Below are 24,569 nucleotides of genomic sequence, written 5' to 3'. Positions count from 1 at the left end.
AATCCAGCGTTGAAACGTGTCTGCGTGCGCGATACAGCAAAATTTTTGTTCGTATAAATGAGAATTATACGCATTCCGGTTAATATTTCGCGCGTTCGGCCTCGTGCCAACACGTTTCGTTGTCGCCGGGCGGTGCGGAACCGCCATCGAAGCAAAAAATAACTGTGAGGGGAGCGGAAGCAATGAGGTCGAAGAAGGGAGCAAAGGCCGGGAGGCCCGCAGTCGCACCGAAGAAACGCAAACTGAGCATCATCGTTGCGGGCATTGTTTTGTCGGAGATGGCCGGTCACGCTTATGCGCAGGCGGACAACCAGCCGGTCACGACGCCGCAGACGCAAGGCGCTCAGACCCAGGGCGCCAACAGCGACACGGCCACGCTGCCGAAAGTCGTGGTGACGGGGCAACGCGATCCGGTTGCCGAGGCGTTGAATCCGAAGACGAGCGTCGGTTCGAAGATCCCGGTGACGGCGCGTGAGATACCGCAGTCGGTCACGGTGATCCCGCAAGAGCGCATCGAGGAGCAGCATTTCGACACGCTCAAGAACGCCCTGAATTACGCGCCCGGCGTATCGGTGTTCCAGAGCGATTCGAGCCGCACGCAGTACTATGCGCGCGGCTTTCCAATCGGATCGTTTCTGATCGACGGCACACCGCTGATCTTCAACAACAGCATGTCGTCGGCGGCGCAGACGTTTTCGCCAGACCTCGCCATCTATGAAAACGTCGAAGTCCTGACGGGCCCATCGGGCCTCTTCAATGGTTTTGGTTCACCCGGTGGGGCCGTGAATCTGGTGCGCAAGCACGCGCAGAAAGAGTTCTCCGCGACCGCCGAAGTGACCGCCGGGACGCGGGGCAACAATGGCGTGATGCTCGATGTGGGCGGCCCGCTGAACCAGGCAGGCACCTTGCGGGGCCGCGTGGTCGGCTCTTATACCGGCGCGGACGGCGTCCAGGACGGCACGCTGTCGCGCAGCAAGGTGCTATACGGCACGCTGGAAGCCGATGTGACGGACTCCACGCTGGTTCGCGCGGGCATCAGCTATCAGGATCAGAAGACGACCGATCCCTGGCTGTGGCCGGTCTATAGCGACGGCACCCACGGCAACCTGCCGCGCGACCACTATTACGGCGCAGGCTGGAACCGTGACCGCTACCAGAGTACCGATGTGTTCGCCGAAATCCACCAGAAGCTCGGCGGCGGATGGACCACGAAAGCCGTATTCGATTACCAGTACGACCGCGCGTCGATCCTGCAATCGAACATCGCGGGCGGCGTCGACCCGACGACTTATATCGGCAACATGGCGGCGACCAACAATCACGCCAGCGAAAGCAAGTTCAACTTCGATCTGTCCGCGCAAGGTCCGTACACGTTGTTCGGCCGCAAGCATGAGGCGGTGATCGGGGTCAACTATGCCAAGCTCAATGACTGGAACAAGCAGAATTTCGGCCCTGACGGCGACGACTTCTTTTTCAAGCCTGTCGACGTGCGCAATATCGTCTATCCGCTTCCCAACTGGCTGAACCTCCCCACCGACACCGACATCCTGCACACCTACTCGCGGCAGTTCGGCTTCTACGGACAAACGCGCATTTCGATCACCGAGCCGCTGACCCTCATTCTCGGCGGACGCGTGTCGTGGTACCAGTCGAAGTTGTCGCCCGATTCGGTCTACAACTACGACCAATACACGCCGTATTCGCTCAATAACAGCGGCAAGTTCACCGGCTATGCAGGTCTCGTCTACGACTTGAACCAGACTTACTCGGTGTACGCGAGCTACACGAGCATTTTCCAGCCGCAGGACGACACGCTCACCGCCGACGGCAAGATGATCAAGCCGATCACCGGCAGCCAGTACGAAGTGGGCGTCAAGGGCGAATACGGCGGCGGCAGGCTCACCACCTCGCTCGCGCTGTTCCAGCTCGATCAGAAGAACCGGGCGGCCACGGACCCGAATAATCCGCTGTATTCCGTCGCACTCGGCAAGGCGCGCAGCCGCGGCGTCGAGCTGACGGCCAACGGCGAGGTGCTGCCCGGCTGGCGTCTGTTCGCAAGCTACACCTACACCGACGCGCAACTGCTCGACGATCAGGACAGCGTGGACCAGGTCGCCTCGCCATTTCCGTCGATCGCGCCGAAGCACACCGTGAAGCTGTGGACCAGCTACACGTTCCCGGGCGTGCTGCATGGTCTGACGCTCGGCGGGGGCATGACACTGTTCAGCCCGACAGACGCGGTGCGCTACGGCATCGACGTGCATCAGGGCACCTACGTCACGGCCGATGCTTCGCTTGGCTATGCGTTCACCAAGAAGACCTCGCTCACGCTGAACGTGAACAACGCGTTCAACCGGGATTATTTCGCGGGCGCTTATTCACGCGGCATGCAGCGCGTGGCCTTGCTGACCCTGCGCACCGGGTTCTGAGCACGGGCGCGCGCGCCGTCGCGGCGTGCGCGCTGTTTTTCCCGGTCACACCGGCGGTATGGCGGGACCGTAACAAGGAACTGGAAAGGATATGGAAGACCTCGATCGCGAACTGCTCGACCTCCTGATGCTCGACGCCGAAGCCGCACCGCCGTCACACGAGGAAACCAGCGGGTCGCCCGAGGCGCCGCGCGCGGCTCCGCTGTCCTTTGCGCAGCGGCGGCTGTGGTTCCTGCATCGCTACGCGGCAGATGATGCCTATCACATCGCGCGCGTGTTCAGGTTGCACGGGCGGGTCGACGCTGATCGCATCGAAGCGGCCGCGCGCCTGCTGATCGAGCGCCACGCGATACTGCGGACGTCGTTCGGCGAGCACGATGGCGAGCCTCGACAAACCGTGCTGCCCGACGTGCCGCTGCGCATGGTGCGCGAGGACTGGCGCGCTCGCGGCGCTGCGGCGCGTAGCGGGGAACTCGAAGCGCGTCTCTCGGCTGAGGCGCAGGCGCCGTTCGATCTCGGCGCGCCGCCGCTGATGCGCCTGCTCCATATCCGTCTCGCCGACGACGAGAGCGTGCTTGCGCTCACGCTGCATCATCTCGTGTCGGATGGCGCGTCGAACGATATCTGGGCGCGCGATTTCGCGGCGCTCTACGAAGCCCCGGCCGACAGCCGAAGCCTGGCCGGCCGGATGCAGCGTCCGGCAGACGCGCTACCGCCGCTGACGCATCAGTACGCCGATTTCGCCCGGCAGGAACACGAGGCGCTGGCCGCGGGCCGCCGCGACGCGAGCATCGCTTACTGGCGAGACTATCTCGCCGCCGGGTTCTCGCCGTTGCAGTTGCCGCCGCCGTCGCCGCGCGGCGCCGCGGGCCGTCTCGGCGTGCGCACGCTGACGCTGGACACGCCATCGAGCCAACGTTTGCACGCGTACTGCCGCGACGCGCGCTGCACGCCTTTCGTCGCGCTGATGGCGGCGTGGCAGCATGTGCTGACCCGCTATCATCGCGACGGCGATTTCCTGATCGGCGTTCCCGTCGATGGACGCCGTCATGCCCGCGCCGACGACCTGATCGGCTTCTTCGTCAACACACAGCTGTTTCGCGTCCGCTCGGCGGCGCACGACAGTTTCGACGCACGCGTCAAAGCCGTGCGCGCCGAAGCGGTCGCCGCGCTCGATCACGCCGACGTGCCCTATGAACTGGCGCTCCCACGTTCGCCCGGCGGCCGCGCGCACGCCGCGCCGTTCCAGACGCTGTTCAACGTCGCGGACGTGGCGCGCGCCCGCGCCTTGCGCATCGGCGATATCGACGTCGAACTCGTCACGCTCGACAACGACACCCCGCAGTGCGATCTGCTGTTCAACGCGCGGCTCGACGGCGCACGCATCGACATTTCGCTGGAATTCGACCGCGAGCGCATCGACGACCCGCTGGCTGGCCGGCTCGCGCAACATTTCATCGACTGGCTGACGGCGATGCTCGCCGCGCCCGACGTGCCGCTGGCCGCGCTCGACGTAGCGGCGGCGGACGTCGCGGGCCGCTTCGAGCGAGCCAGGATCGCGGCGGGCGAGGCAGCGGCACCGTTGCACCGGTCGCTATCGGCGTGGGCCGCACGCACGCCGCACGCGGCCGCGTTGAGCCTCGGCGGCGCGACCCTCGACTATGCGACGCTGGAGTCGCGCGCCAATCAACTCGCGCATCGCCTGATGGCGCTGGGCGTCGGCGCGGAAGTGAAGGTCGGGATCGCGCTGGACCGTTCCTTCGACCTGATCGTCGCGATCTTCGCTGTGCTCAAGGCAGGCGGCGTGTATGTACCGCTCGATCCGGCCTATCCCGAGGCGCGTCTGCGCCATATCGTCACGGACAGCGGCGTGGCGCTGCTGCTGACGCGTGCCGCGCTCGCGCAAGAACTGCCGCAAGCAGATGGCGTCGATGTGCTGCTGCTGGACACGCTCGAGCTTTCCGCCGAGCCGGAGCATGCGCCTGCCGTCGACGTGCATGCCGACCAGCTTGCCTACGTGATCTACACGTCCGGCTCGACCGGCCTGCCCAAGGGAGCGCAGCTGACGCATCGCAACGTCGCGCGGCTGCTTGCGCGCACCGATGCCTGGTTCGGCTTCGGTCCGCAAGATGTGTGGACGTTGTTTCACTCGACCGCTTTCGATTTTTCCTTGTGGGAGATCTTCGGCGCGTTGTGCAACGGCGGCCGCCTCGTGATCGTTCCGTTCGAGGTGAGCCGCACGCCAGCGGCGTTCCTGGACCTGCTGCGGCGCGAACGCGTGACGGTGCTCAACCAGACGCCATCGGCGTTCCGGCAACTGATGTCCGCGCGAGGCGTTTATGACGGCGGGCTGGCGCTGCGCGTCGTGATCTTCGGCGGCGAGGCGCTCGATCCGCGCACGCTCGCGCCATGGTTCACCGGCATCGGCGTTGGCGGTCCCGCGCTCGTCAACATGTACGGCATCACCGAGACCACCGTGCACGTGACCTACCGTGTCATCACGGAGGCGGACGTATTGGGCGGACGCAGTCCGCTGGGCCGCGCCATCGACGATCTCGGCCTGTATGTGCTCGACGAAACCGGCGCGCGTGCGCCGACCGGCGTGCCGGGCGAACTGTACGTGTCGGGCGCGGGACTCGCGCGAGGATATCTGAAGCGAGCCGGCTTGACGGCGGAGCGCTTCGTTCCCGATCCGTTCGACGCCGACGGCGGACGGCTGTATCGCACCGGCGATCTCGCGCGCTGGCGCGACGATGGCGAACTCGAGTATCTCGGCCGCATCGATCATCAGGTGAAAATCCGGGGCTTCCGCATCGAGCCGGGCGAGATCGAGGCCGCGCTGCTGGCATGCGCGGGCGTGCGCGAAGCCCTCGTGCTGGCGCGGGAAAGTGCGGGCGCGGCGCGGCTGGTCGCCTATGTCACGCCGCAGCCGGGCGCGGCGTGCGACAGCGGCGCGATCCGCGCATCGTTGTCGGCGTGTCTGCCCGACTACATGGTGCCGGCCGGCATCGTCGTGCTCGATGCGTTTCCCCTGACGTCCAACGGCAAGATCGACCGCCGTGCGCTGCCGGATATCGACGATGCCGCGAGCGCGTTCGAAGCGCCCCGCAGCGGCGTCGAAGCGCGGCTCGCGGCCGTGTGGCGCGATGTGCTCGGCGTATCGCAGATCGGTCGTCACGACGATTTCTTCGCGCTCGGCGGCGATTCGATTCTGACGCTGAAACTCGCCGCGCGCGCGGCGGAGGCGGGCATCGCGCTCACGCCCCGGCAAATCTTCGAGATGCCCGTGCTCGCCGCGCAGGCGCGCGCCGGTGGCACGCGCACCGAAGACGGCATCGCGCGGCTCGCGCAGCGCGACACGCTGCCGGCATCGCATGCGCAACAGCGCCTGTGGTTTCTCTGGAACCTCGCGCCCGAAAGCGATGCGTGGCACGTCGCGGGCGGCATGCGCTGGCGCGGTCCGCTGGACGAAAGCGCGCTTCGGCGTGCGTTCGAAAACATCGTCGCGCGGCACGAAAGCCTGCGCACGACCTTCAGCGCCGATGACGACGGCGTGCTCCGGCAAGTCGTGCACGCCGCCGCCGATTTCGCATTCCGCTCCACCCGCGTGGTGGACAAGGCCGGAGAGCGCGAATGGGCGCGCGCATTCTGCGCCCGGCCGTTCGATCTGACGCGCGGGCCGCTGCTGCGCGTGGGCGTGCTGCATCGAGCCGGACCCGGCGCGGCGGACGATGGCGAACCCGCGTATGTGTTGCTGATCGCGCTGCATCACATCGTGGCGGACGGCTGGTCGATCGGCGTGCTGCTCGACGAATTCGTCACCGCGTATCGCGCGGCGCTGGCGGGCGAGCCGCTGGCGCTTGCGGCCCCCGCCATTCAGTACGCCGACTTCGCCGCGTGGCAGCGCAACCGGCTCGATAGCGGCGAAGGCCAACGTCAACTGGACTGGTGGCGTGCCGAACTCGGCGACGATGCGCCGCCGCTCATGCTGCCGGCCGATCGTCCGCGCCGCGCGCTCGGCGACTATCGCGCCGAGGCCCATGCCTTCGCACTCGACGACGCGCTTGCCGGCAAATTGCGCGCGCGCGCCCGGGCGCACGGCGCGACGCCTTTCGTGGTGTTGCTCGCGGCGTTTCAGGCGTTGTTGTACCGGCATACGGGTCAGGACGACATCCGGGTCGGCGTGCCGGTCGCCAATCGCGAGCGCGCGGAGACGGCGCGGCTGATCGGCCTGTTCGTCAACATGCAGGTGATGCGCGCGCAAGTCGGTGCCCGCACAAGCGTCGCGGATCTGATCGACCAGGTCAAGGCGCGCAGCGATGCGGCACGTGCGCATCGCGATCTGCCGTTCGACGCGCTGGTCGATGCGCTCCAGCCCGAGCGCAGTCTCAGTCATACGCCGCTGTTCCAGGTGATGTTCAATCACCAGCGCGAGGATTTCCGCGTGCTGGACGATCTGCCGGGCGTGCAGATCACCGATTACGAAGGGCGCGAGCGTGCGGCGCAATTCGAACTGACGCTGAACGTGAGCGAAACGCCGGCAGGCGCGATAAGCGGTGTTGTCGATTACGCACGCGATCTGTTCGACGCCTCGACAATCGCGCGTCTGGCACGTCACTACGTGGCGCTGCTGGAAGCGTTCGCGGAAGGAGACGGGGCGCTTGCGATCGGCGAAATCGACCTGCTCGATGCACCGTCGCGCGCCGCGCTGCTCGCGGCCGGCCGCAACGATACGCGCTTTGCCGATGCACCTTCGATGCATCGCCTGTTCGAGTCGCAGGCGGCCCGCACGCCGCATGCCGAGGCGGTGCGTTTCGAGGGACGGGCGCTGAGCTATGCCGGGTTGAACGCGCGGGCCAACCGCGTGGCGCATCGTCTGATCGCGCTGGGCGTGCGCGCGGAGGTGCCGGTCGGACTGGTGCTGGAGCGCTCCGAGAGCCTGCTCGTCGGCTTGCTGGCGATCCTCAAGGCGGGCGGGGCGTACGTGCCGGTCGATCCGGAGTATCCGCGCGAGCGCGTGCACTACATGCTCGCGCATAGCGGCGCGAAGTTCGTGCTCACGCAGAGCGCGCTGACATCAAGCCTCACACTGGACGCGGATACACGCGTGATCGAACTGGACACGCTCGATGTGTCCGGCGAGTCGGATGCGAATCCGCGCATCGACGTGTCGGCCGATCACCTCGCCTATGTGATCTACACCTCGGGTTCGACGGGCAAACCGAAGGGCGTGATGGTGCGTCATGGCGGGCTGTCGAACTTCCTGCTGAGCCTGCGCACGCAGCCGGGCATCGAGGCGAGCGATCGCTGGGTGGCGGTCACGTCGTTGTCGTTCGATATCGCCGCGCTGGAGTTGTACTTGCCGCTGATTGCGGGCGCGACCGTGATCGTCGCCTCGCGCGCGACGGCACGCGATGGCGTCGCGCTGGCCGGGCTGCTGGCACAGGAGCGCGCCACGATCCTGCAATCGACGCCCGCGACCTGGCGCATGCTGCTGGCAAGCGAGCGGCCGTGGCCCGCGTTGAAAGCGCTGTGCGGAGGCGAGGCGTTGCCGCAGGATCTGGCCGATGCGTTGCGCGGTCGCGGCATGGAACTGTGGAATCTGTACGGGCCGACGGAGACGACGATCTGGTCGCTGCTGGGGCGGGTGGAGGGCAAGCCGGTGCTGGGCGCAGCCATTGCCGCGACACAGGCGCTGGTGCTGGATGCGAATTTGTCGCTGGTGCCGCAAGGCGTGGCGGGCGAGTTGTATCTCGGTGGCGAAGGGCTTGCGCGAGGGTATCTGCATCGCGCGGACTTGAGCGCTGAGCGTTTCGTGCCGAATCCGCATGGCGAGCCGGGCGCGCGCATGTATCGCACGGGCGATATCGTGCGCGTGAACGGCGCCGGGGAGATGCACTATCTGGGGCGTGCGGATCATCAGGTGAAGATCCGGGGCTTTCGCATCGAGCCGGGGGAGATCGAGACGCACTTGCTGGCGCAGGACGGCGTGAGCGAAGCGGTGGTGACGGCAAACGATGCGCGGCTGGTCGGCTATTACACCGGGACGGCCACGGCGCAGACGTTATGCGCGGCGCTGGCGAAGACACTGCCGGACTACATGGTGCCGGGCGTGCTGGCGAAGCTCGATGCGATGCCGCTCACGCCGAACGGCAAGATCGACCGCAACGCGTTGCCGGCGCCGGATGCGTTGACGCAGGAATACGAAGCGCCGCACGAAGGCGCGGAGACCTTGCTCGCGCAGGTCTGGCAGGACGTGCTGAAGGTCGGGCGCGTGAGCCGCCACGACAACTTCTTCGCGCTCGGCGGAGATTCGATTCTCGTCCTCAAACTGGTTGCCGCCGCAGGCCGCCGCAGCCTGAACGTCTCACCGCGTCAGGTCTTCGAAGATCAGACGCTCGCGTCGCTGTGCGCAGCGATGGTCGCGAACGATGCACGGCATTCACCCGCGCCGATCCCGCGCATCGAGTCGCGCGAAGCGTTGCGCCTGTCGCCCGCGCAGGAGCGTTTGTGGTTCCTGTGGAATCTCCAGCCCGCCAACACGGCTTATCACGTCGCCGGGGCGCTGCGGCTTGACGGCGCGCTCGATCGCGATGCGTTGCGCGCCGCGTTCGACGCCATCGTCGCGCGGCATGAGAGTCTGCGCACGCACTTCGAAGCTGACGCGGACGGCGTCGCCCGTCAGCGCATCCGCGCGCAGGCGCATTACGACTATCGCGAAACCGTCGCGACCGGCCCCCACGCGCACGCCTGGGCGCAAGCCTTCGTCGCGACGCCTTTCGACCTGTCACACGGTCCGTTGATGCGCGTGGGCATCATCGCGCTCGAGGAAGACCGGCGCGCGCATGCGCTTGTCGTGGCGCTGCACCACATCGTGGCGGACGGCTGGTCGATCGACGTGTTGCTCGACGAATTCGTCGCGGGCTATCGCGCCGCCTGCGCCGGCGAGGTCGTGAACCTGCCGCCGCTCTCCGTGCACTATGCGGACTACTCCGTGTGGCAGCGGCATCGCCTCGACAGCGGCGAACATGCGCGGCAACTCGATTACTGGTGCGCCGCGCTCGGTCCCGAAGCGCCCGTGCTGGCGTTGCCGGCCGATCATCCGCGCCGCGCGCTTGGCGACTATCGCGCCGCGCGCCATGCGTTCACGGTGCCCGCGCGCGTGCTGCCGGCTTTTCAGGCGCGTGCGCGCCGCCATGGCGCGACGCCGTTCACCTTATGGCTGGCGGCATTCCAGACATTGCTTGCGCGCTACACGGGTCAGGACGATATCCGGGTCGGCGTGCCGGTCGCCAATCGCGAGCGGCCTGAAATCGCAGGGCTGATCGGCATGTTCGTGAACACGCAAGTGATGCGGGCGCGCGTCACGCACGACTCGACGCTGGATGCGCTGATTGCGCAAGTTCGCGCGCGCGTCGACGAGGCGCGCCAGCATCTGGACCTGCCGTTCAATGCGCTGGTCGATGCGCTCCAGCCCGAGCGCAGTCTCAGTCATACGCCGCTGTTCCAGGTGATGTTCAATCATCAGCGCGAGGACTATCGCGTGCTGGCCGCTTTGCCCGGCCTCACGGTCAGTGGTTTCGCGATCGGCGAGCAGACGGCACAGTTCGAACTGACGCTGAATGTGAACGAAGCGGAAGACGGCAGCGTCGATGCAAGTTTCAGCTATGCACGCGACCTGTTCGATGCCTCGACAATCGAGCGTCTGGCACGCCACTACGTGGCGCTGCTGGAAGCGTTCGCGGAAGCGGACGGGGCGCTTGCGATCGGCGAAATCGACCTGCTCGATGCGCCGTCGCGCGCCGCGCTGCTCGCGGCCGGCCGCAACGATACGCGCTTCGCCGATGCGCCTTCGATGCATCGCCTGTTCGAGTCGCAGGCGGCCCGCACGCCGCATGCCGAGGCAGTGCGTTTCGAGGGACGGGCGCTGAGCTATGCCGGGTTGAACGCGCGGGCCAACCGCGTGGCGCATCGTCTGATCGCGCTGGGCGTGCGCGCGGAGGTGCCGGTCGGACTGGTGCTGGAGCGCTCCGAGAGCCTGCTCGTCGGCTTGCTGGCGATCCTCAAGGCGGGCGGGGCGTACGTGCCGGTCGATCCGGAGTATCCGCGCGAGCGCGTGCACTACATGCTCGCGCATAGCGGCGCGAAGTTCGTGCTCACGCAGAGCGCGCTGACATCAAGCCTCACACTGGACGCGGATACACGCGTGATCGAACTGGACACGCTCGATGTGTCCGGCGAGTCGGATGCGAATCCGCGCATCGACGTGTCGGCCGATCACCTCGCCTATGTGATCTACACCTCGGGTTCGACGGGCAAACCGAAGGGCGTGATGGTGCGTCATGGCGGGCTGTCGAACTTCCTGCTGAGCCTGCGCACGCAGCCGGGCATCGAGGCGAGCGATCGCTGGGTGGCGGTCACGTCGTTGTCGTTCGATATCGCCGCGCTGGAGTTGTACTTGCCGCTGATTGCGGGCGCGACCGTGATCGTCGCCTCGCGCGCGACGGCACGCGATGGCGTCGCGCTGGCCGGGCTGCTGGCACAGGAGCGCGCCACGATCCTGCAATCGACGCCCGCGACCTGGCGCATGCTGCTGGCAAGCGAGCGGCCGTGGCCCGCGTTGAAAGCGCTGTGCGGAGGCGAGGCGTTGCCGCAGGATCTGGCCGATGCGTTGCGCGGTCGCGGCATGGAACTGTGGAATCTGTACGGGCCGACGGAGACGACGATCTGGTCGCTGCTGGGGCGGGTGGAGGGCAAGCCGGTGCTGGGCGCAGCCATTGCCGCGACACAGGCGCTGGTGCTGGATGCGAATTTGTCGCTGGTGCCGCAAGGCGTGGCGGGCGAGTTGTATCTCGGTGGCGAAGGGCTTGCGCGAGGGTATCTGCATCGCGCGGACTTGAGCGCTGAGCGTTTCGTGCCGAATCCGCATGGCGAGCCGGGCGCGCGCATGTATCGCACGGGCGATATCGTGCGCGTGAACGGCGCCGGGGAGATGCACTATCTGGGGCGTGCGGATCATCAGGTGAAGATCCGGGGCTTTCGCATCGAGCCGGGGGAGATCGAGACGCACTTGCTGGCGCAGGACGGCGTGAGCGAAGCGGTGGTGACGGCAAACGATGCGCGGCTGGTCGGCTATTACACCGGGACGGCCACGGCGCAGACGTTATGCGCGGCGCTGGCGAAGACACTGCCGGACTACATGGTGCCGGGCGTGCTGGCGAAGCTCGATGCGATGCCGCTCACGCCGAACGGCAAGATCGACCGCAACGCGTTGCCGGCGCCGGATGCGTTGACGCAGGAATACGAAGCGCCGCACGAAGGCGCGGAGACCTTGCTCGCGCAGGTCTGGCAGGACGTGCTGAAGGTCGGGCGCGTGAGCCGCCACGACAACTTCTTCGCGCTCGGCGGTCACTCTCTGCTTATCATGCAGGCCATCGCGCGGCTCGGGCAGCGTCACGGCATCGAGGTTCCGCTACAAGCCTTCTTCACCTCGCCGACGCTCGCCGCGATGGCCGCGTCCATGCCCATGCAAGCGCCGATGCAACCGTCCGCGCGCGCCGTCGACGCGATCCCGCATCGTCCGCACGCAACACGCGCACCGCTGACGCTCGCGCAGGAACGCCTCTGGTTCCTGTGGAAGCTCGACCCGTCGAGCGCAGCCTACAACATGACCGGCGCGTTCACGCTCGAAGGCGAACTGGACCTCGCGGCACTGCGCGTCGCGCTCGATGTGCTGGTCGCGCGGCAGGACGTACTGCGCACGCAGTTCGTCGAGATCGACGGCGCGGTCTGGCAAGTCCCGGGCGCGGCCGACTATCGCTGGCGCACGCGCGACCTGCGCGCCACGCCGGGCGCGCTCACCGGCGCACTTCGCGAGTGGTCGAGAGAACCCTTCGACCTTTCCGCCGGCCCGCTGCTGCGCGTCGGGCTGATGCGCGTCGCCGAGCGCGAGCATGTTCTGCATTTCGCGACGCATCACATCGTCTCGGACGAGTGGTCGATCGGCGTAATCGCGGACACGGTCACACGCGCCTACGCCGACGCATGCGCGGGTCGTCCCGCGAACAACGCAGCGCTGCCGCTCACTTACGGCGATTTCGCCGCGTGGCAGCGCGAGCGCGATGCGGGCGAGCGCGAGGCCCGCGAGATCGGCTACTGGCGCACGCGCCTCGGCGATCAGCATCCGGCGCTCGACCTGCCTGCCTCGCGCAAGCGCGCAGGTCTGCGCGGCGACGAGGGCGCGCGCGTCGTGTGCACGTTGCCGGCGCCCCTCGCCGATGCGCTGCGACGTCTGTCGCTCGCACGCGGCGCGACCCCCTTCATGACGCTGCTCGCGGCTTTCAACCTGTTGCTGTCGCGCTATAGCGGACAGAAGGATCTGCGCGTCGGCGTGCCGGTGGCCGGGCGCGAACGGGTCGAGACGGAAGCGCTGGTCGGCTTCTTCGTCAACACGCTGGTCATGCGGACCGAACTCGCGGGCATCGGCGCTTTCGGCGAACTGCTGGCGCAGGTGCGCGAACGGTTCGTCGAGGCTCAGGCTCACCAGGCGCTGCCCTTCGCGCGTCTGGTGGATGCGCTGCAACCCGCCCGTAACCTCGGTCAGACGCCGCTTTTCCAGGTGATGTTCAACTACAGCGCCGCACCGGCGGACACCTCGCCCATGCCGGGTCTGCGCGTGACGCCGCTGCGCGCCGGAAGCGACACTGCGCGTTTCGACCTGGTGCTCAACGTGATCGACGGTGAAACGCCGGATCTCGTGATGACCTACGCACGCGATATCTACGACGAAGCGGTGGTGTCGGGCATGCTCCATCATTACGTCGCGATGCTGGAGACGATCGCGCAAGCGTCAGCCGATGCTTCGTCGGCCGATATTGCCCTGGGCGACATCGCGCCCGGCGCTTGCCGCGCCGAGCCACCGCGCGCGGCCTATGCCTTCGAGCCCGTGACGCGCCGGATCGCGGCCCGCGCCACCGCCAGCCCCGCTGCGCCCGCGTTGCATTGCGAAGGCGAGCGCATGGATTACCGCGCGCTCGATGCAGCCGCGAACCGCGTCGCGCACGCGCTCGTTACCGCAGGCGTGCGCGCGGAGGAGCGCGTGGGCATTTGCCTGCAACGCTCGGTTGCCGTGGTGTCGGCGCTGCTGGGCACGCTCAAGGCCGGGGCTGCATTCGTGCCGCTCGATCCTGAATACCCGCCGGAACGCCTCGCCTTCATGATCGAGGACGCGGGTGTGACACGCGTGCTGACCGACGCGCAGACGCAGGAGACGTTGCGCGCGCTGTTCGCTTCCTGCCAGACCACCGACGTGACCGCGCTCGCCGGCGCCGCACTCGCGCCTGCACACGCACCCGTCCATCCGGAGCAACTGGCCTACGTGATCTACACGTCTGGCTCGACCGGCAGGCCGAAGGGCGTCGCGATCAGCCACCGCGCACTGGGCCTGCATCTCGACGATTTCATCGGCACCTACGGAATCGGCGCGGGCGACCGTCAACTGCAATCGTCGACGATCAACTTCGATGTGTCGCTGCATGAAATGCTGCCTGCGCTGATGCAGGGCGGCAGCGTCGAAATGCGCGGGCCGAAGCCCTGGGACCTGGCGACGACCAGCCGCCAGCTTGCCCGCGAACGCGTGACGTTCTCGCGTATCCCGACCGCGTACTGGCAGCAATGGTTGCGCGAGCCGCCCGCGCCGGAGTCGCTGGCGGCGCTGCGGCAGATCACCGTGGGCGGCGAAGGGCTGCCAGGGGACGCGTTGCGGCAGTGGCGCGCCGGACCGCTCGCCCATATTCCGCTCGACAATCTGTACGGTCCGACCGAAACCACCGTTGCCTGCATGGCACAGCGCACCGGCGCGCAGCACACGGCGCAGGCGATCGTCGGCATCGGCAAGCCCTATCCGTCGCGCACGGCCTATGTGTGCGACGACGCGGGCAACGAACTGCCGCCCGGCGCGCTCGGCGAACTCTGCATCGGCGGCGACACGCTCGCGCGCGGCTATCTCGACCGGCCCGGGCAAACGGCGCAGCGGTTCATCCCCGACCCGCATCGCCGCGACGGCGGCAGGCTTTACCGCACCGGCGATCTGTGCCGGCAGCGTGCCGACGGAAGTATTGATTTTCTGGGGCGCATCGACCAGCAGGTCAAGCTGCGCGGACTGCGTATCGAACTGGGCGAGGTCGAAGCGGCGCTGCGGCAGGTGCCCGGGGTGCGCGAGGCGGTGGTCGACGTGCGCGGCGAGGGCGAGGGCCGTCATCTGGTCGGCTATACCGTCGGCAGTGCGGATGCCGCGGCGTTGCGCACGGACCTCTCCAGACGTCTGCCCGCGTTCATGGTGCCCTCGGCGTTCGTCGCGCTCGACGCCTTGCCGCTGATGCCCAACGGCAAGCTCGACCGTGCCGCGCTGCCCGCGCCCGCATTTGCCGCGCGCGGCGGCGAGGCGAACCCGATGGACGCCGCACAGGCTCATTTGCTCGCCATCTGGCGCGAGGTGCTGGGTCGCGAGGACGTGGGCATTCACGATCATTTCTTCGAACTGGGCGGAGACTCGCTCGATGCGCTCAAGGTGGCCACCCGCATTGCGCGTCACGGCATGCGCGGATTTTCGATCGAGAGCCTGTTCGCTCATCCAACCGTGGCGGCGCTGGCCGCGCGTCTGTCGTTCGACGACGGCACGCCCGCCAACGTGCTGCCGCTCGGCCCGGTCAGCGCGCCCCGGCGCGTGTTCGTGATTCATCCGGGTTACGGTCTGGTGGGCGAGTACCGTCCGCTGGCGCGCGCGCTCGAAGGCGTGGCGGTGCTTTACGGCGTGCAGTCGCCCTGGCACAGCGAACCTGACTGGCGTCCCGCGACCATGCGCGCGTTCGCCGAGGATTACGCCGCGCGAATCCGCCAGGTGCAGCCGCGCGGACCGTACCGGCTCGTCGGCTGGTCGAGCGGCGGACAGATCGCCGGGGAGAGGGGGGCGGGTCTCGCGCACCCGGGGGCGCGGCTCGACTGGCGGGGCCTCGTCGACCGCGTCTGTGTCGCGCCAGCGGACAGCGCCGCAGGCACCGACAACGGACTGGACCGCATCGACGCAACCGACGCCGAGATCGACGCGCTGCTCGCCGAGATGGCGGGCGACGAGGCGCGCTGGCAGGCCATCGTCCCGTCGGGCGACGCGGGGCGGCGGCTGGTCGCGGCGGCCGTGGCGCTGGGCAAGCACTTCGACGCCGTCAAAGCGCGCGCGCCCGCCAGCGCGGCCGGTCCGACGCATGCCGCCGCGCAACTCTGGCTCGCCGCAGACCATCGCGAGCCGCAACGCACGACTGACGACTGGCGTCGCCTCGTGCCGACGCTTGCGATTGCCACGATCGACGCCGATCACATCGGCATCGTGCGTCATCCCGAATTTCTGGAAGGCATGCGCATGCGCATTGCGGCATTGTCCGCCGACGCATGACGCCTGCTTCGAACCACCCTCGACAGGAAACGACCATGGATCTCGATATTTTCGACCGGCTGGAATCTCAGGTGCGCAGTTATATCCGCGACTTTCCGGTGGTGTTCGCGCGCGCGCAGGGTTCACATATCTTTGATGAGAACGGCCGGCGCTATCTGGATTTTTTCAGCGGCGCGGGGACGCTCAACTACGGTCACAACAATCCGGTCTTCAAACGTCCGCTGCTCGACTATCTGGAATCGGACGGCATCGCGCATGCGCTCGACATGGCGACCAGCGCCAAAAAGCGTTTCCTGGAGGTGTTCGAGCGTGCCGTGCTCGCGCCGCGCGGCCTCGCCTACACGCTGCAATTCACCGGTCCGACCGGCGCCAACGCGGTCGAGGCAGCGTTCAAGCTGGCCCGGCAGGTCAAGCGCAGGCACAACATCGTTGCGTTCACGCACAGCTTCCATGGCGTATCGGCAGGCGCGCTTGCCGCCACGGCCAACCAGAAGTTTCGCGGCGCGGCGGGAACCGCGCTCGGCAACGTCAGCTTCATGCCTTATGACGGCTATCTGGGCGAAGGCGTCGACACGCTCGACTATCTGCAAACCTGTCTCGGCGATCCGAGCAGCGGCCTGGACCGGCCTGCGGCTGTCATCGTCGAGACGGTGCAGGGCGAGGGCGGCATCAACGAAGCGGGCGCGCGCTGGCTGCGCCGGCTCGAAAGCCTGTGCCGCGCGCACGACATGCTGCTGATCGTCGATGACATCCAGACCGGCTGCGGCCGCACCGGCGACTTTTTCAGCTTCGAGGCGAGCGGCATCCGGCCGGACATCGTCACGCTGTCGAAGTCGTTGTCGGGCTTCGGCCTGCCGATGTCGCTCGTGCTGCTGCGCCCGGACATCGACCAATGGCAGCCCGGCGCGCACAGCGGCACGTTCCGCGGCAACAACCTCGCTTTCGTGACCGCGGCCGCCGCGGCGGAGCACTACTGGAGCGACGATTGTTTCTCGCGCGAGATCGCCGCGCGCGCCGCGACCTTGCGCGCCGGGCTCGAACGCATCGCCGCCGCGCATACCGATGCGGCGCTCGCGGTGCGCGGACGCGGCATGATTCTCGGGCTGGCGTCGTCCGACTCCGCGCTCGCCGGGCGCATCGCACAGCGGACATTCGGGCACGGCGTCATCATCGAGACGTCGGGGGCGCGGGGTGAAGTGCTCAAGTTCCTGCCCGCGCTGACCATGAGCGAGGAGTCGCTGGCAGAGGGCCTCGCCATTGTCGAGCGGGCGCTTGCCGAAGTGCTGGACCCCGCCGTCGTGAACTGAATCCGAGGATATCGAATTGAAAGAGGCAAGCACACCGTGGCTGACACTCGCCGTCTCGTTGACCCTGTGCGCGGGGCTTGCGGCCTGCGCCGCTCATCGCGAGGAAGCCGCTGCGGCGCGGGACCCGGCGCGAGATCAGCCACCGTCCACACCGGCGTATCGGGCTGAAATCACGCGTGCGCCGGATGGAGTGCCGCACATCGTCGCCAACGATTGGGGCAGTCTTGGCTGGGGCGCGGCGTATGCGCAGGCGGCCGACAATCTGTGCACGCTCGCAGCGGCGTTTGTCACGTATCGCGGGGAGCGATCGCGCTGGTTCGGGGCTGACGCCAGACAGCCGACGGCGTCGACGCTCGGCGACATCGGCAATCTCGACTCCGACTTCTACTTTCGGCTGGTCGATGACACCGCGAAAGTGCAGGCCTACCGCGCGGCGCAGCCGCCCGCGATCCGCGAGATGGTCGACGGCTTCGCCGCTGGCTACAACCGCTATGTGCGCGACTGGCGCAGCGGCGCGGCCGCACCTGCAAACGCGGCATGCCGTGGCGCGGGCTGGGTCGGCGAGATCGACGCGGACGATGTGTACCGCCGCCTGTTCGCCGCCAACCTCGCGGGCGGCGAAGCGCGTTTCGCCGCCCGCATCGCCAACGCCCGGCCGCCCTCGGCAGGCAAGCCGGATAGCGCGTCCGCGCCTCCTGCCAAGGGCGTGCAGCACTCGGATGGAACGGCCGCCGCGACGCTCGCCGGCGTCACGCGCGCGGTCGCGGGCGAATCGCTCGCGGTCGGCGGCGGACATGGCATCGGCAGCAATGCGCTGGCCTTCGGCGCGGAGGGCAGCAGCGATGGCCATGCGGTTCTTCTCGGCAATCCGCACTGGTTCCTCGAAGGGCCGGACAAGTTCTATCAGATGCGTCTGTCGCTACCGGGCAAGCTCGATGTCAGCGGCGTGGCGATGCTCGGCGTGCCGGTCGTGATGATCGGCTTCAACCGCGACGTCGCCTGGACGCACACGGTGTCGGCTGCGCGCCGCTTCGGCGTGTTTCAGCTGACGCTCGCGGACGATTCGCCGACAACGTATCTGCGCGACGGCCAGCGCGTCGCGATGACGCCCGTGCCGATCGCCGTCCAGGCGCGCGCGCCCGACGGCACGCTGACGACGGTGCGGCGCACGCTCTACCGGAGCGCGTTCGGTCCGATCGCTGATTTGTCCGGCTACTCGCCCGCGATGCGCTGGCAAGACAGGCAGGCTTTCGCGATCCGCGACATCAACGCGGCCAACTATCGCGTGTTCGAGAATTTTCTGGCCTGGGGGCGGGCGCGTTCGCTGGATGAGTTCCGTGCCATCCAGACCCGCGAGGCGGCGGTGCCGTGGGTCAACACGGTCGCCATCGGGCGCGATGATCCGCGCGTGTGGTACGCCGATATCGGCGCGGTGCCGAACGTGCCCGACGCACTCGCTGCGGCATGCACGACGCCCATCGGCCATGCGTTTGCCGCGGGCGCGCCGGGCGTGCCGTTTCTCGACGGCTCGCGCACGGCCTGCGACTGGCGTACCGATCAGGGCTCGCCGCAGCCCGGCGCGATGCCAGCGGACCGGCAGCCCCAACTGCTGCGGCGTGACTTCGTGGCGAACATGAACAATTCGCACTGGCTGGCCAATCCCGCCCAGCCGCTGACCGGCTACGCCGCGGTGACTGGCGCAGAACGAAGCGACCTGGGCCTGCGCGCGCGCCTCGGTCTGCGCATGGCGCAGCAGCGCATCGCCGGCACGGACGGCTTGCCCGGACGCGGCGCGAATCCCGCCACCTTGCGGTCGATGGCGCTCGACAGCCGCTCGATGTCCGCGACGCTCTACAAGCGCGACGCGCTCGACGCCGCCTGCAATGCGGTCAGCGCCGATGCAGCGGGACGCCGCGAAGTGCGCGTCGACCGCGATCCGGCGGGCGGCGAGGACATCGCGGCCCGCGATATCGACATAGCGCCCGCCTGCCGCGTGCTGCGCGACTGGAACGACACCGCACGCGCCGATGCGCGCGGCGCGACACTCTGGGATGCCTGGTGGACGCGCATCGATACGCTGCCCGATGCGGCCCGCGCTGCGGTGCCGTTCGATGCAGCGCGTCCGCTCGACACGCCCGCTGGCCTCAAGGTCGACGGCGCGACGCTCGCGCGCATGCTGGCGGTTGCGGTCCTGCGGATCGAGCAGGGCGGCTTCGCCATCGACGCCGAGCGGGCAGACACGCTGTTCGTCCGGCGCAACGGCGTACGGATCGGGCTGTTCGGCGGCTGCGACGGCGACGGCTACTTCACGGCGGCCTGTTCGGAGCGGCGCATCGAGACGGGCGGCAAGGTGCTGGATGCGCACGCGAACGCCAATACGTATTTGCAGGTCGTGTCGTTCGGGGCAGACGGCGCAGTCGATGCCAAAACGCTGATGGCCGCCGCGCAATCGGACGATCCGGCGTCACCGCGTTACGGCGACGGGCTCTTGCGCTACGCCGATCAGGAATGGAGCACGCAGTCGTTCGATGCATCGGATGCGGGCGCGCCGCTGGTCGTCGATGCGCGTTCGGCGACCTCCGCCGTGGCGCCGGCGTCGCTCGCCGAACGCTGGACGGCGCTGCGCGAGCGGCTGCCGTCGCGCGAGGCGGCGCAGTGGCTGGACACGCCCGAGGCCGCGCTGGTCGCGACTGAAGCGGGGCGGGACGTCGTGCGGCTGCGGGCGTCGCCGCGAGACATCGACGCGCTGCTCGCCCATGTGCAAACGCTCGGCAAACTGGAAGTGATGGTGCGTACCGACAGCGGCATCAGCGAGCGTACGGTCGATGCCACGACACCGTATTTCGACCGGCGCGGCCGGCCGCTGCATGTCGCCGCGCGCGATCCGCAGCAACTCGACTTGCGCCCCGATCCCGGCGTCTGGAAGGAGGCGTTCGCGGTGACGCGTTACTATGGCCCAAGCCGCGAACCGTACCGGCAGTTGCAGTTCTTCGATGGTGCGGGGCACAACGTCGCCAAGATTCATGTCGTCGATGACGCGCGCGCCGGTGCGTATGCCGCATTCGTGTCGACGTATCGCGCCGACGATCAATCGGCCGAATTTCATCCGGACGCGACGCTGGAGCATGCGGAACACGCGGCGCTTCCCGCCTTGCAGAGCGTGGCGTTGCGTAGCGCCGTGCCCCGCTGCACGGCGCAGGCACGCGGTCCGGATGCCCGGCTGGCGGCGCTGGCATGGTTGAATGCAGCGCTGGACGCGCATCTGCCGCTCGCCAGCCGCGTCGCCAACGACGGCGCCGTGCAGTCGCATGCGGCGCGGCTCACGCGTGTCCACGATATCGGCGACGGCTGGCTGAGCGTGCAATCGCGCAACTTCGCGCTGCATCTGCGGGTCTCGGATATCGTGCTGGCTCAGGCCGGCGCGGACGATGCCATCACCTTCAGCGACCGTGCGGGCGTGGCGCTCGCGCGCTTTGCACCCGCCCCGCAGGCCACGGCGCGGGAGCGCGGCGTCTGGCGCGCACGGCTCGCATCGACACTCACCGACACCCACGGAATGCCCGCTTCATGCCGTACCGAATGACGCTTTCCCGTACCAGACGCCGCCTGCTGTGCGCGGCGGCGCTCGGCTCGGCCTTGCCGGTTCCTTCGCCCGCCATCGCGCGGGTATTCAACGGCGTCGGGCGGATGCGGATCCTCGCGCCAGACCGCGCGGCTACGTCGACGTTGCTGGCGCTCGGCGTGCAGCCGGTGGCGGGCGTCGACAAGTCGTTCTACGACGCGATGGGCGGCCAGCCGCCCATGCCGCCGGGAATCGCCGACTGCGGAGATCCCAACGAACCGAATCTCGAACTGATGCTCGCGCTCCGGATCAATCAATGTGTGACGGTGACGACGCTGCCGTCAGCGCGTGAGCGTATCGCCTCGATCGCGCCGGTGCTGCATCTCGAGATCTACAACGGCGAGACCGGTGCGTTCGAGCGCGCTGCAGCGGGCTTTCGACGCGCAGCCGCATTGACCGGACGCGAGCCGCAGGCCACGGCCTACATGTCGGACGTCGATGCGTTGACCGAGCGCACCGCTGCGGCGCTGCGCGCGGCGGGCGCACCGCTGCGGCCGGCGTTCCTATTGACGCTGAATGGCGGTGGACGCTCGATGGTCGTGTACGGACGCAACAGCATGATGTTCGACGTGATGCGTCGCCTCGGCCTGCCGAACGCGTGGACGCGTCCGACCAACACCTATGGTTTCGCGGTGACGGGCGTCGAAGCGCTCGCCGAAGCGCCGGACGCCGATGTCATCGTCGTCGACTTCGGCGCGGGCACCACGGCCGCGCTCGCCGAGCTTGCGGCGAGCCCGTTCTGGAATCGCCTTCCCATGGTGCGCAGGGGGCGGGTGTTCCGCATTCCGCTGGTCGATCTCTATAGTTCGTATCCGGCGGCCCAACCTTTTCTGAAAGGATTGCAGGGCCTCGCACGACGACCGGAGTATCGGCATGTCTAGCACGGCGGCCACCATGATGCCGCGCAGGCACGCCCGCTCGCCGTGGCCGCTCGTGCTGGCGCTGCTCGCGCTGGCGCTCGCGCTGACATGGGCGAATCTGCACGCCGCGCTGCCCGCTGCAGGATGGGCCGGTCTCCTGCCTTCCGCCGATGCCGACGACATGCATCGCGTCGTGATCCTGTATTCGTTTCTGCCGCGTCTGGCGGTGTCGCTGCTGGCGGGCGCGGCGCTGGCGCTGGCGGGCGCGCTGTTCCAGCATGTGCTGCGCAATCCGCTCGCCGAGCCGACGACACTCGGCGTCGCCGCAGGCGCAAGCGTCGCGGTGACGGCCGCGGCGATATGGTTTCCCTCGCTGTTGCTCGACGGCCGCGACGCCGTGGCTATGGGCGGCGCCGCGGCGGCCTTTGCCGTGGTATTCGCGATCGCCTGGAGGCATACGCTTTCGCCGCTCGTGCTGATTCTGGCGGGGTTGGTCATCACGCTGTGCGCCGGCGCTGTGGGGTCGGTGCTGTCGCTGGTTTTCTCGGACGGCTTGATCAGCGTGTTCGTCTGGCAATCGGGCGCGCTCAATCAGAATAGCTGGTCGATCGTGCTGCATCTGCTGCCGCGCGTCGCACTGTCCTGCGTGGCGATCATGCTGCTCGTGCGGCCCTTGTCGGTCCTCGCGGCAGGCGATTCGGCCGCACGCGGGCTGGGCGTCTCGCTGCGCGGCCTGCGGCTGGGCGCGCTCGCATTGGGTACGGCGCTGTCGGCGTGGGTGGTCAGCGCGCTCGGTGTGATCGGCTTCATCGGACTGGCCGGACCCGCGCTGGCGCGGCTATCCGGGGCGCGCACGCTAGGCGCGCGGCTCAGCTGGGGCGCGCTGGTCGGCGGGCTGCTGCTGTGGGTGGCGGATCAGGCCGTGCAGATCGTCGCGCATCGCTTCATCGAGATTCCGACCGGTGTGGCCACCGCGCTGCTGGGCGCGCCGCTGCTGTTATGGCTGTTGCCCCAACTGCACGACACGCCGCACGACATTCGCAACGATGCGCCCCCGCAGAGGGCGCGCACCACGCTGCCGGCCGGACGCATCGCCGCGATGTTGCTCGGCCTGGCCGTGGTGATGGCCGGTGCGCTGCTGATATCGCGCGGACTCGGCGGCTGGCATGTCGATACCTTCGACACGCTCGGACCGCTCGCCGCCTTGCGTGCACCGCGCGTGCTCGGCGCGCTCGCCGCCGGGGCGATGCTCGCCGTGGCGGGCATCGTGATTCAGCGCCTGACGTCGAATCCGATGGCGAGTCCGGAGATTCTCGGCATTTCGTCGGGCGCGTCGCTCGGCTTGATCGTGCTGTTGTTCGCGGTCGCCGCGCCGACCGCCGCAATGCAGTTCGCTGCCGCCTCGGCTGGCGCGCTGCTGGCACTCGCCGCGCTGTTCATGCAGTCGCGTCGCAGCGGATTTTCGCCGGAGCGGCTGGTGCTGACGGGTATCGCGATTGGCACGGTGTTCAGCGGGCTGACGTCGCTGCTGATGGCGAGCGGCGACCCTCGCATGTCGATCCTGATGGTGTGGATGGCCGGCTCCACCTACCGCGTGCAAATGCACGACGCCCTCGCGGCGCTCGGCGCTGGCGCGATCGTGTTGCCCGCCGTGCTGCTCGCGGCTCGCGCGCTGGATATTTTGCCGCTGGGCGAGCCGCTGTCGCGCAGCCTGGGCATCGACGTGGGGCGCACGCGTCTGGTCCTGCTGCTGCTCGCGGCGATGCTGACGGCCGCGGCCACGCTCATCATCGGGCCGATCTCGTTCATCGGCCTGATGGCGCCGCACATCGCGCGGCTGCTCGGCCTGCGCCGGCCGGTCGCGCAGGTGAGCGGCGCGGCGCTGCTGGGCGGCGCGATGCTGGTCGTCGCCGACTGGCTGGGCCGCAACCTGCTGTTTCCGTATCAGATTCCCGCTGGGCTGCTCGCGACTTTCGTCGGCGGTCCGTACTTTCTGCTGCTGCTCTGGCGAGAGCGCGCCTGATGCGCCTTTCACATGATCCGGATCATTCATGACTTTACTTTCCGTCCTCGACGACCCGTCGCGCCACGACGCCGCGCCGCCCGGCGCGCCGCCGCCGTCGCCGATGTTCGAGCTGCGCGATGTCAGCTTCGCCGTGCCGGGGCGCGTGCTGCTGCATCCGTTGTCGCTTGCATTGGAAGCGCATCGCGTGATCGGACTGATCGGCCACAACGGTTCGGGCAAGTCGACCCTCGTCAAACTGCTCGCGCGGCAGCATGAACCGGCGCAGGGCGAGATCCGCTTCGAGCACGCGCCGCTCGATCGGTGGCCGGGACGCGCGCTCGCGCGCAGACTGGCCTATCTGCCGCAGTACACGCCTTCGGCCGCGGGCATTCTGGTCCACGAGCTGGTGCGCTTCGGCCGCCATCCCTGGCATGGCGCGCTAGGCCGTTTCTCGCGGGAAGACCGCGAGAAGGTGGAGGAGGCCATGGCGCTCACCGGCGTCGATCGTTTCGCGGGCCGTCTCGTCGATACGCTGTCAGGCGGCGAGCGCCAGCGTGTCTGGCTGGCCATGCTGGTCGCGCAGAACGCGGACTGTCTGCTGCTCGACGAGCCGATCTCGGCGCTGGATGTCGCGCATCAGGTCGAGGTCATGTCGCTGGTGCGCGAGTTGTCGCGAGCGCGGGGGCTGGGCGTGGTGGTCGTGCTGCACGACATCAACATGGCGGTGCGCTTTTGCGACGAAATCATCGCGCTGCGCGGCGGCAAGCTGTGCGCGCGCGGCACGCCGGCCGAGATCATGACGGCGGCGCGTCTCGAAGAAATTTACGGCATCGCGATGGAAGTCATGCCACATCCGCATACCGGCGAGCCGGTGTGCATGGTTCGATAAAGGGTTCTAC

Annotated in this window: 7 protein-coding genes; all 7 read left to right on the top strand. The window is 68.2% G+C overall.

Annotated features, from left to right (window positions below; translation table 11 throughout):
* Positions 1-182: 182 nt before the first annotated feature.
* The 7 genes from QCE63_RS23550 to QCE63_RS23520 all read left to right on the top strand — a co-directional run bounded on the left by QCE63_RS23550 (position 183) and on the right by QCE63_RS23520 (position 24,559).
* Complete coding sequence (locus QCE63_RS23550) at positions 183-2,429, top strand: TonB-dependent siderophore receptor (protein WP_309836374.1); 2,247 nt, start codon at positions 183-185, stop codon at positions 2,427-2,429.
* A gap of 91 nt (positions 2,430-2,520) precedes the next feature.
* On the top strand, positions 2,521-15,876 hold the full coding sequence (locus QCE63_RS23545) for a non-ribosomal peptide synthetase (RefSeq protein WP_309836373.1): 13,356 nt from the start codon (positions 2,521-2,523) through the stop codon (positions 15,874-15,876).
* Positions 15,877-15,911: 35 nt separating this feature from the next.
* Positions 15,912-17,183, top strand: coding sequence for a diaminobutyrate--2-oxoglutarate transaminase (ectB, locus tag QCE63_RS23540; RefSeq protein ID WP_309836371.1), 1,272 nt, complete (start codon positions 15,912-15,914; stop codon positions 17,181-17,183).
* Between the two features lie 16 nt (positions 17,184-17,199).
* Positions 17,200-20,766 carry a penicillin acylase family protein gene (locus QCE63_RS23535; protein WP_309836368.1) on the top strand — a complete coding sequence of 1,189 codons (3,567 nt, stop codon included), beginning with the start codon at positions 17,200-17,202 and terminating at the stop codon, positions 20,764-20,766.
* Positions 20,751-21,686: an ABC transporter substrate-binding protein gene (locus QCE63_RS23530; protein ID WP_309836367.1), complete on the top strand. Its 936-nt coding sequence runs from the start codon at positions 20,751-20,753 to the stop codon at positions 21,684-21,686. The genes QCE63_RS23535 and QCE63_RS23530 overlap by 16 nt, the downstream gene beginning before the upstream one ends.
* Complete coding sequence (gene fhuB / locus QCE63_RS23525) at positions 21,679-23,688, top strand: Fe(3+)-hydroxamate ABC transporter permease FhuB (RefSeq protein ID WP_309836365.1); 2,010 nt, start codon at positions 21,679-21,681, stop codon at positions 23,686-23,688. Before QCE63_RS23530 ends, fhuB begins: the two co-directional genes overlap by 8 nt.
* A gap of 103 nt (positions 23,689-23,791) precedes the next feature.
* Positions 23,792-24,559 carry an ATP-binding cassette domain-containing protein gene (locus tag QCE63_RS23520; RefSeq protein ID WP_309837316.1) on the top strand — a complete coding sequence of 256 codons (768 nt, stop codon included), beginning with the start codon at positions 23,792-23,794 and terminating at the stop codon, positions 24,557-24,559.
* The last annotated feature ends 10 nt before the right edge of the window (positions 24,560-24,569 follow it).

It is taken from the genome of Caballeronia sp. LZ065, from assembly GCF_031450975.1.
Lineage (GTDB): Bacteria > Pseudomonadota > Gammaproteobacteria > Burkholderiales > Burkholderiaceae > Caballeronia.
This window is presented reverse-complemented; position numbering and strand designations above follow the sequence as displayed.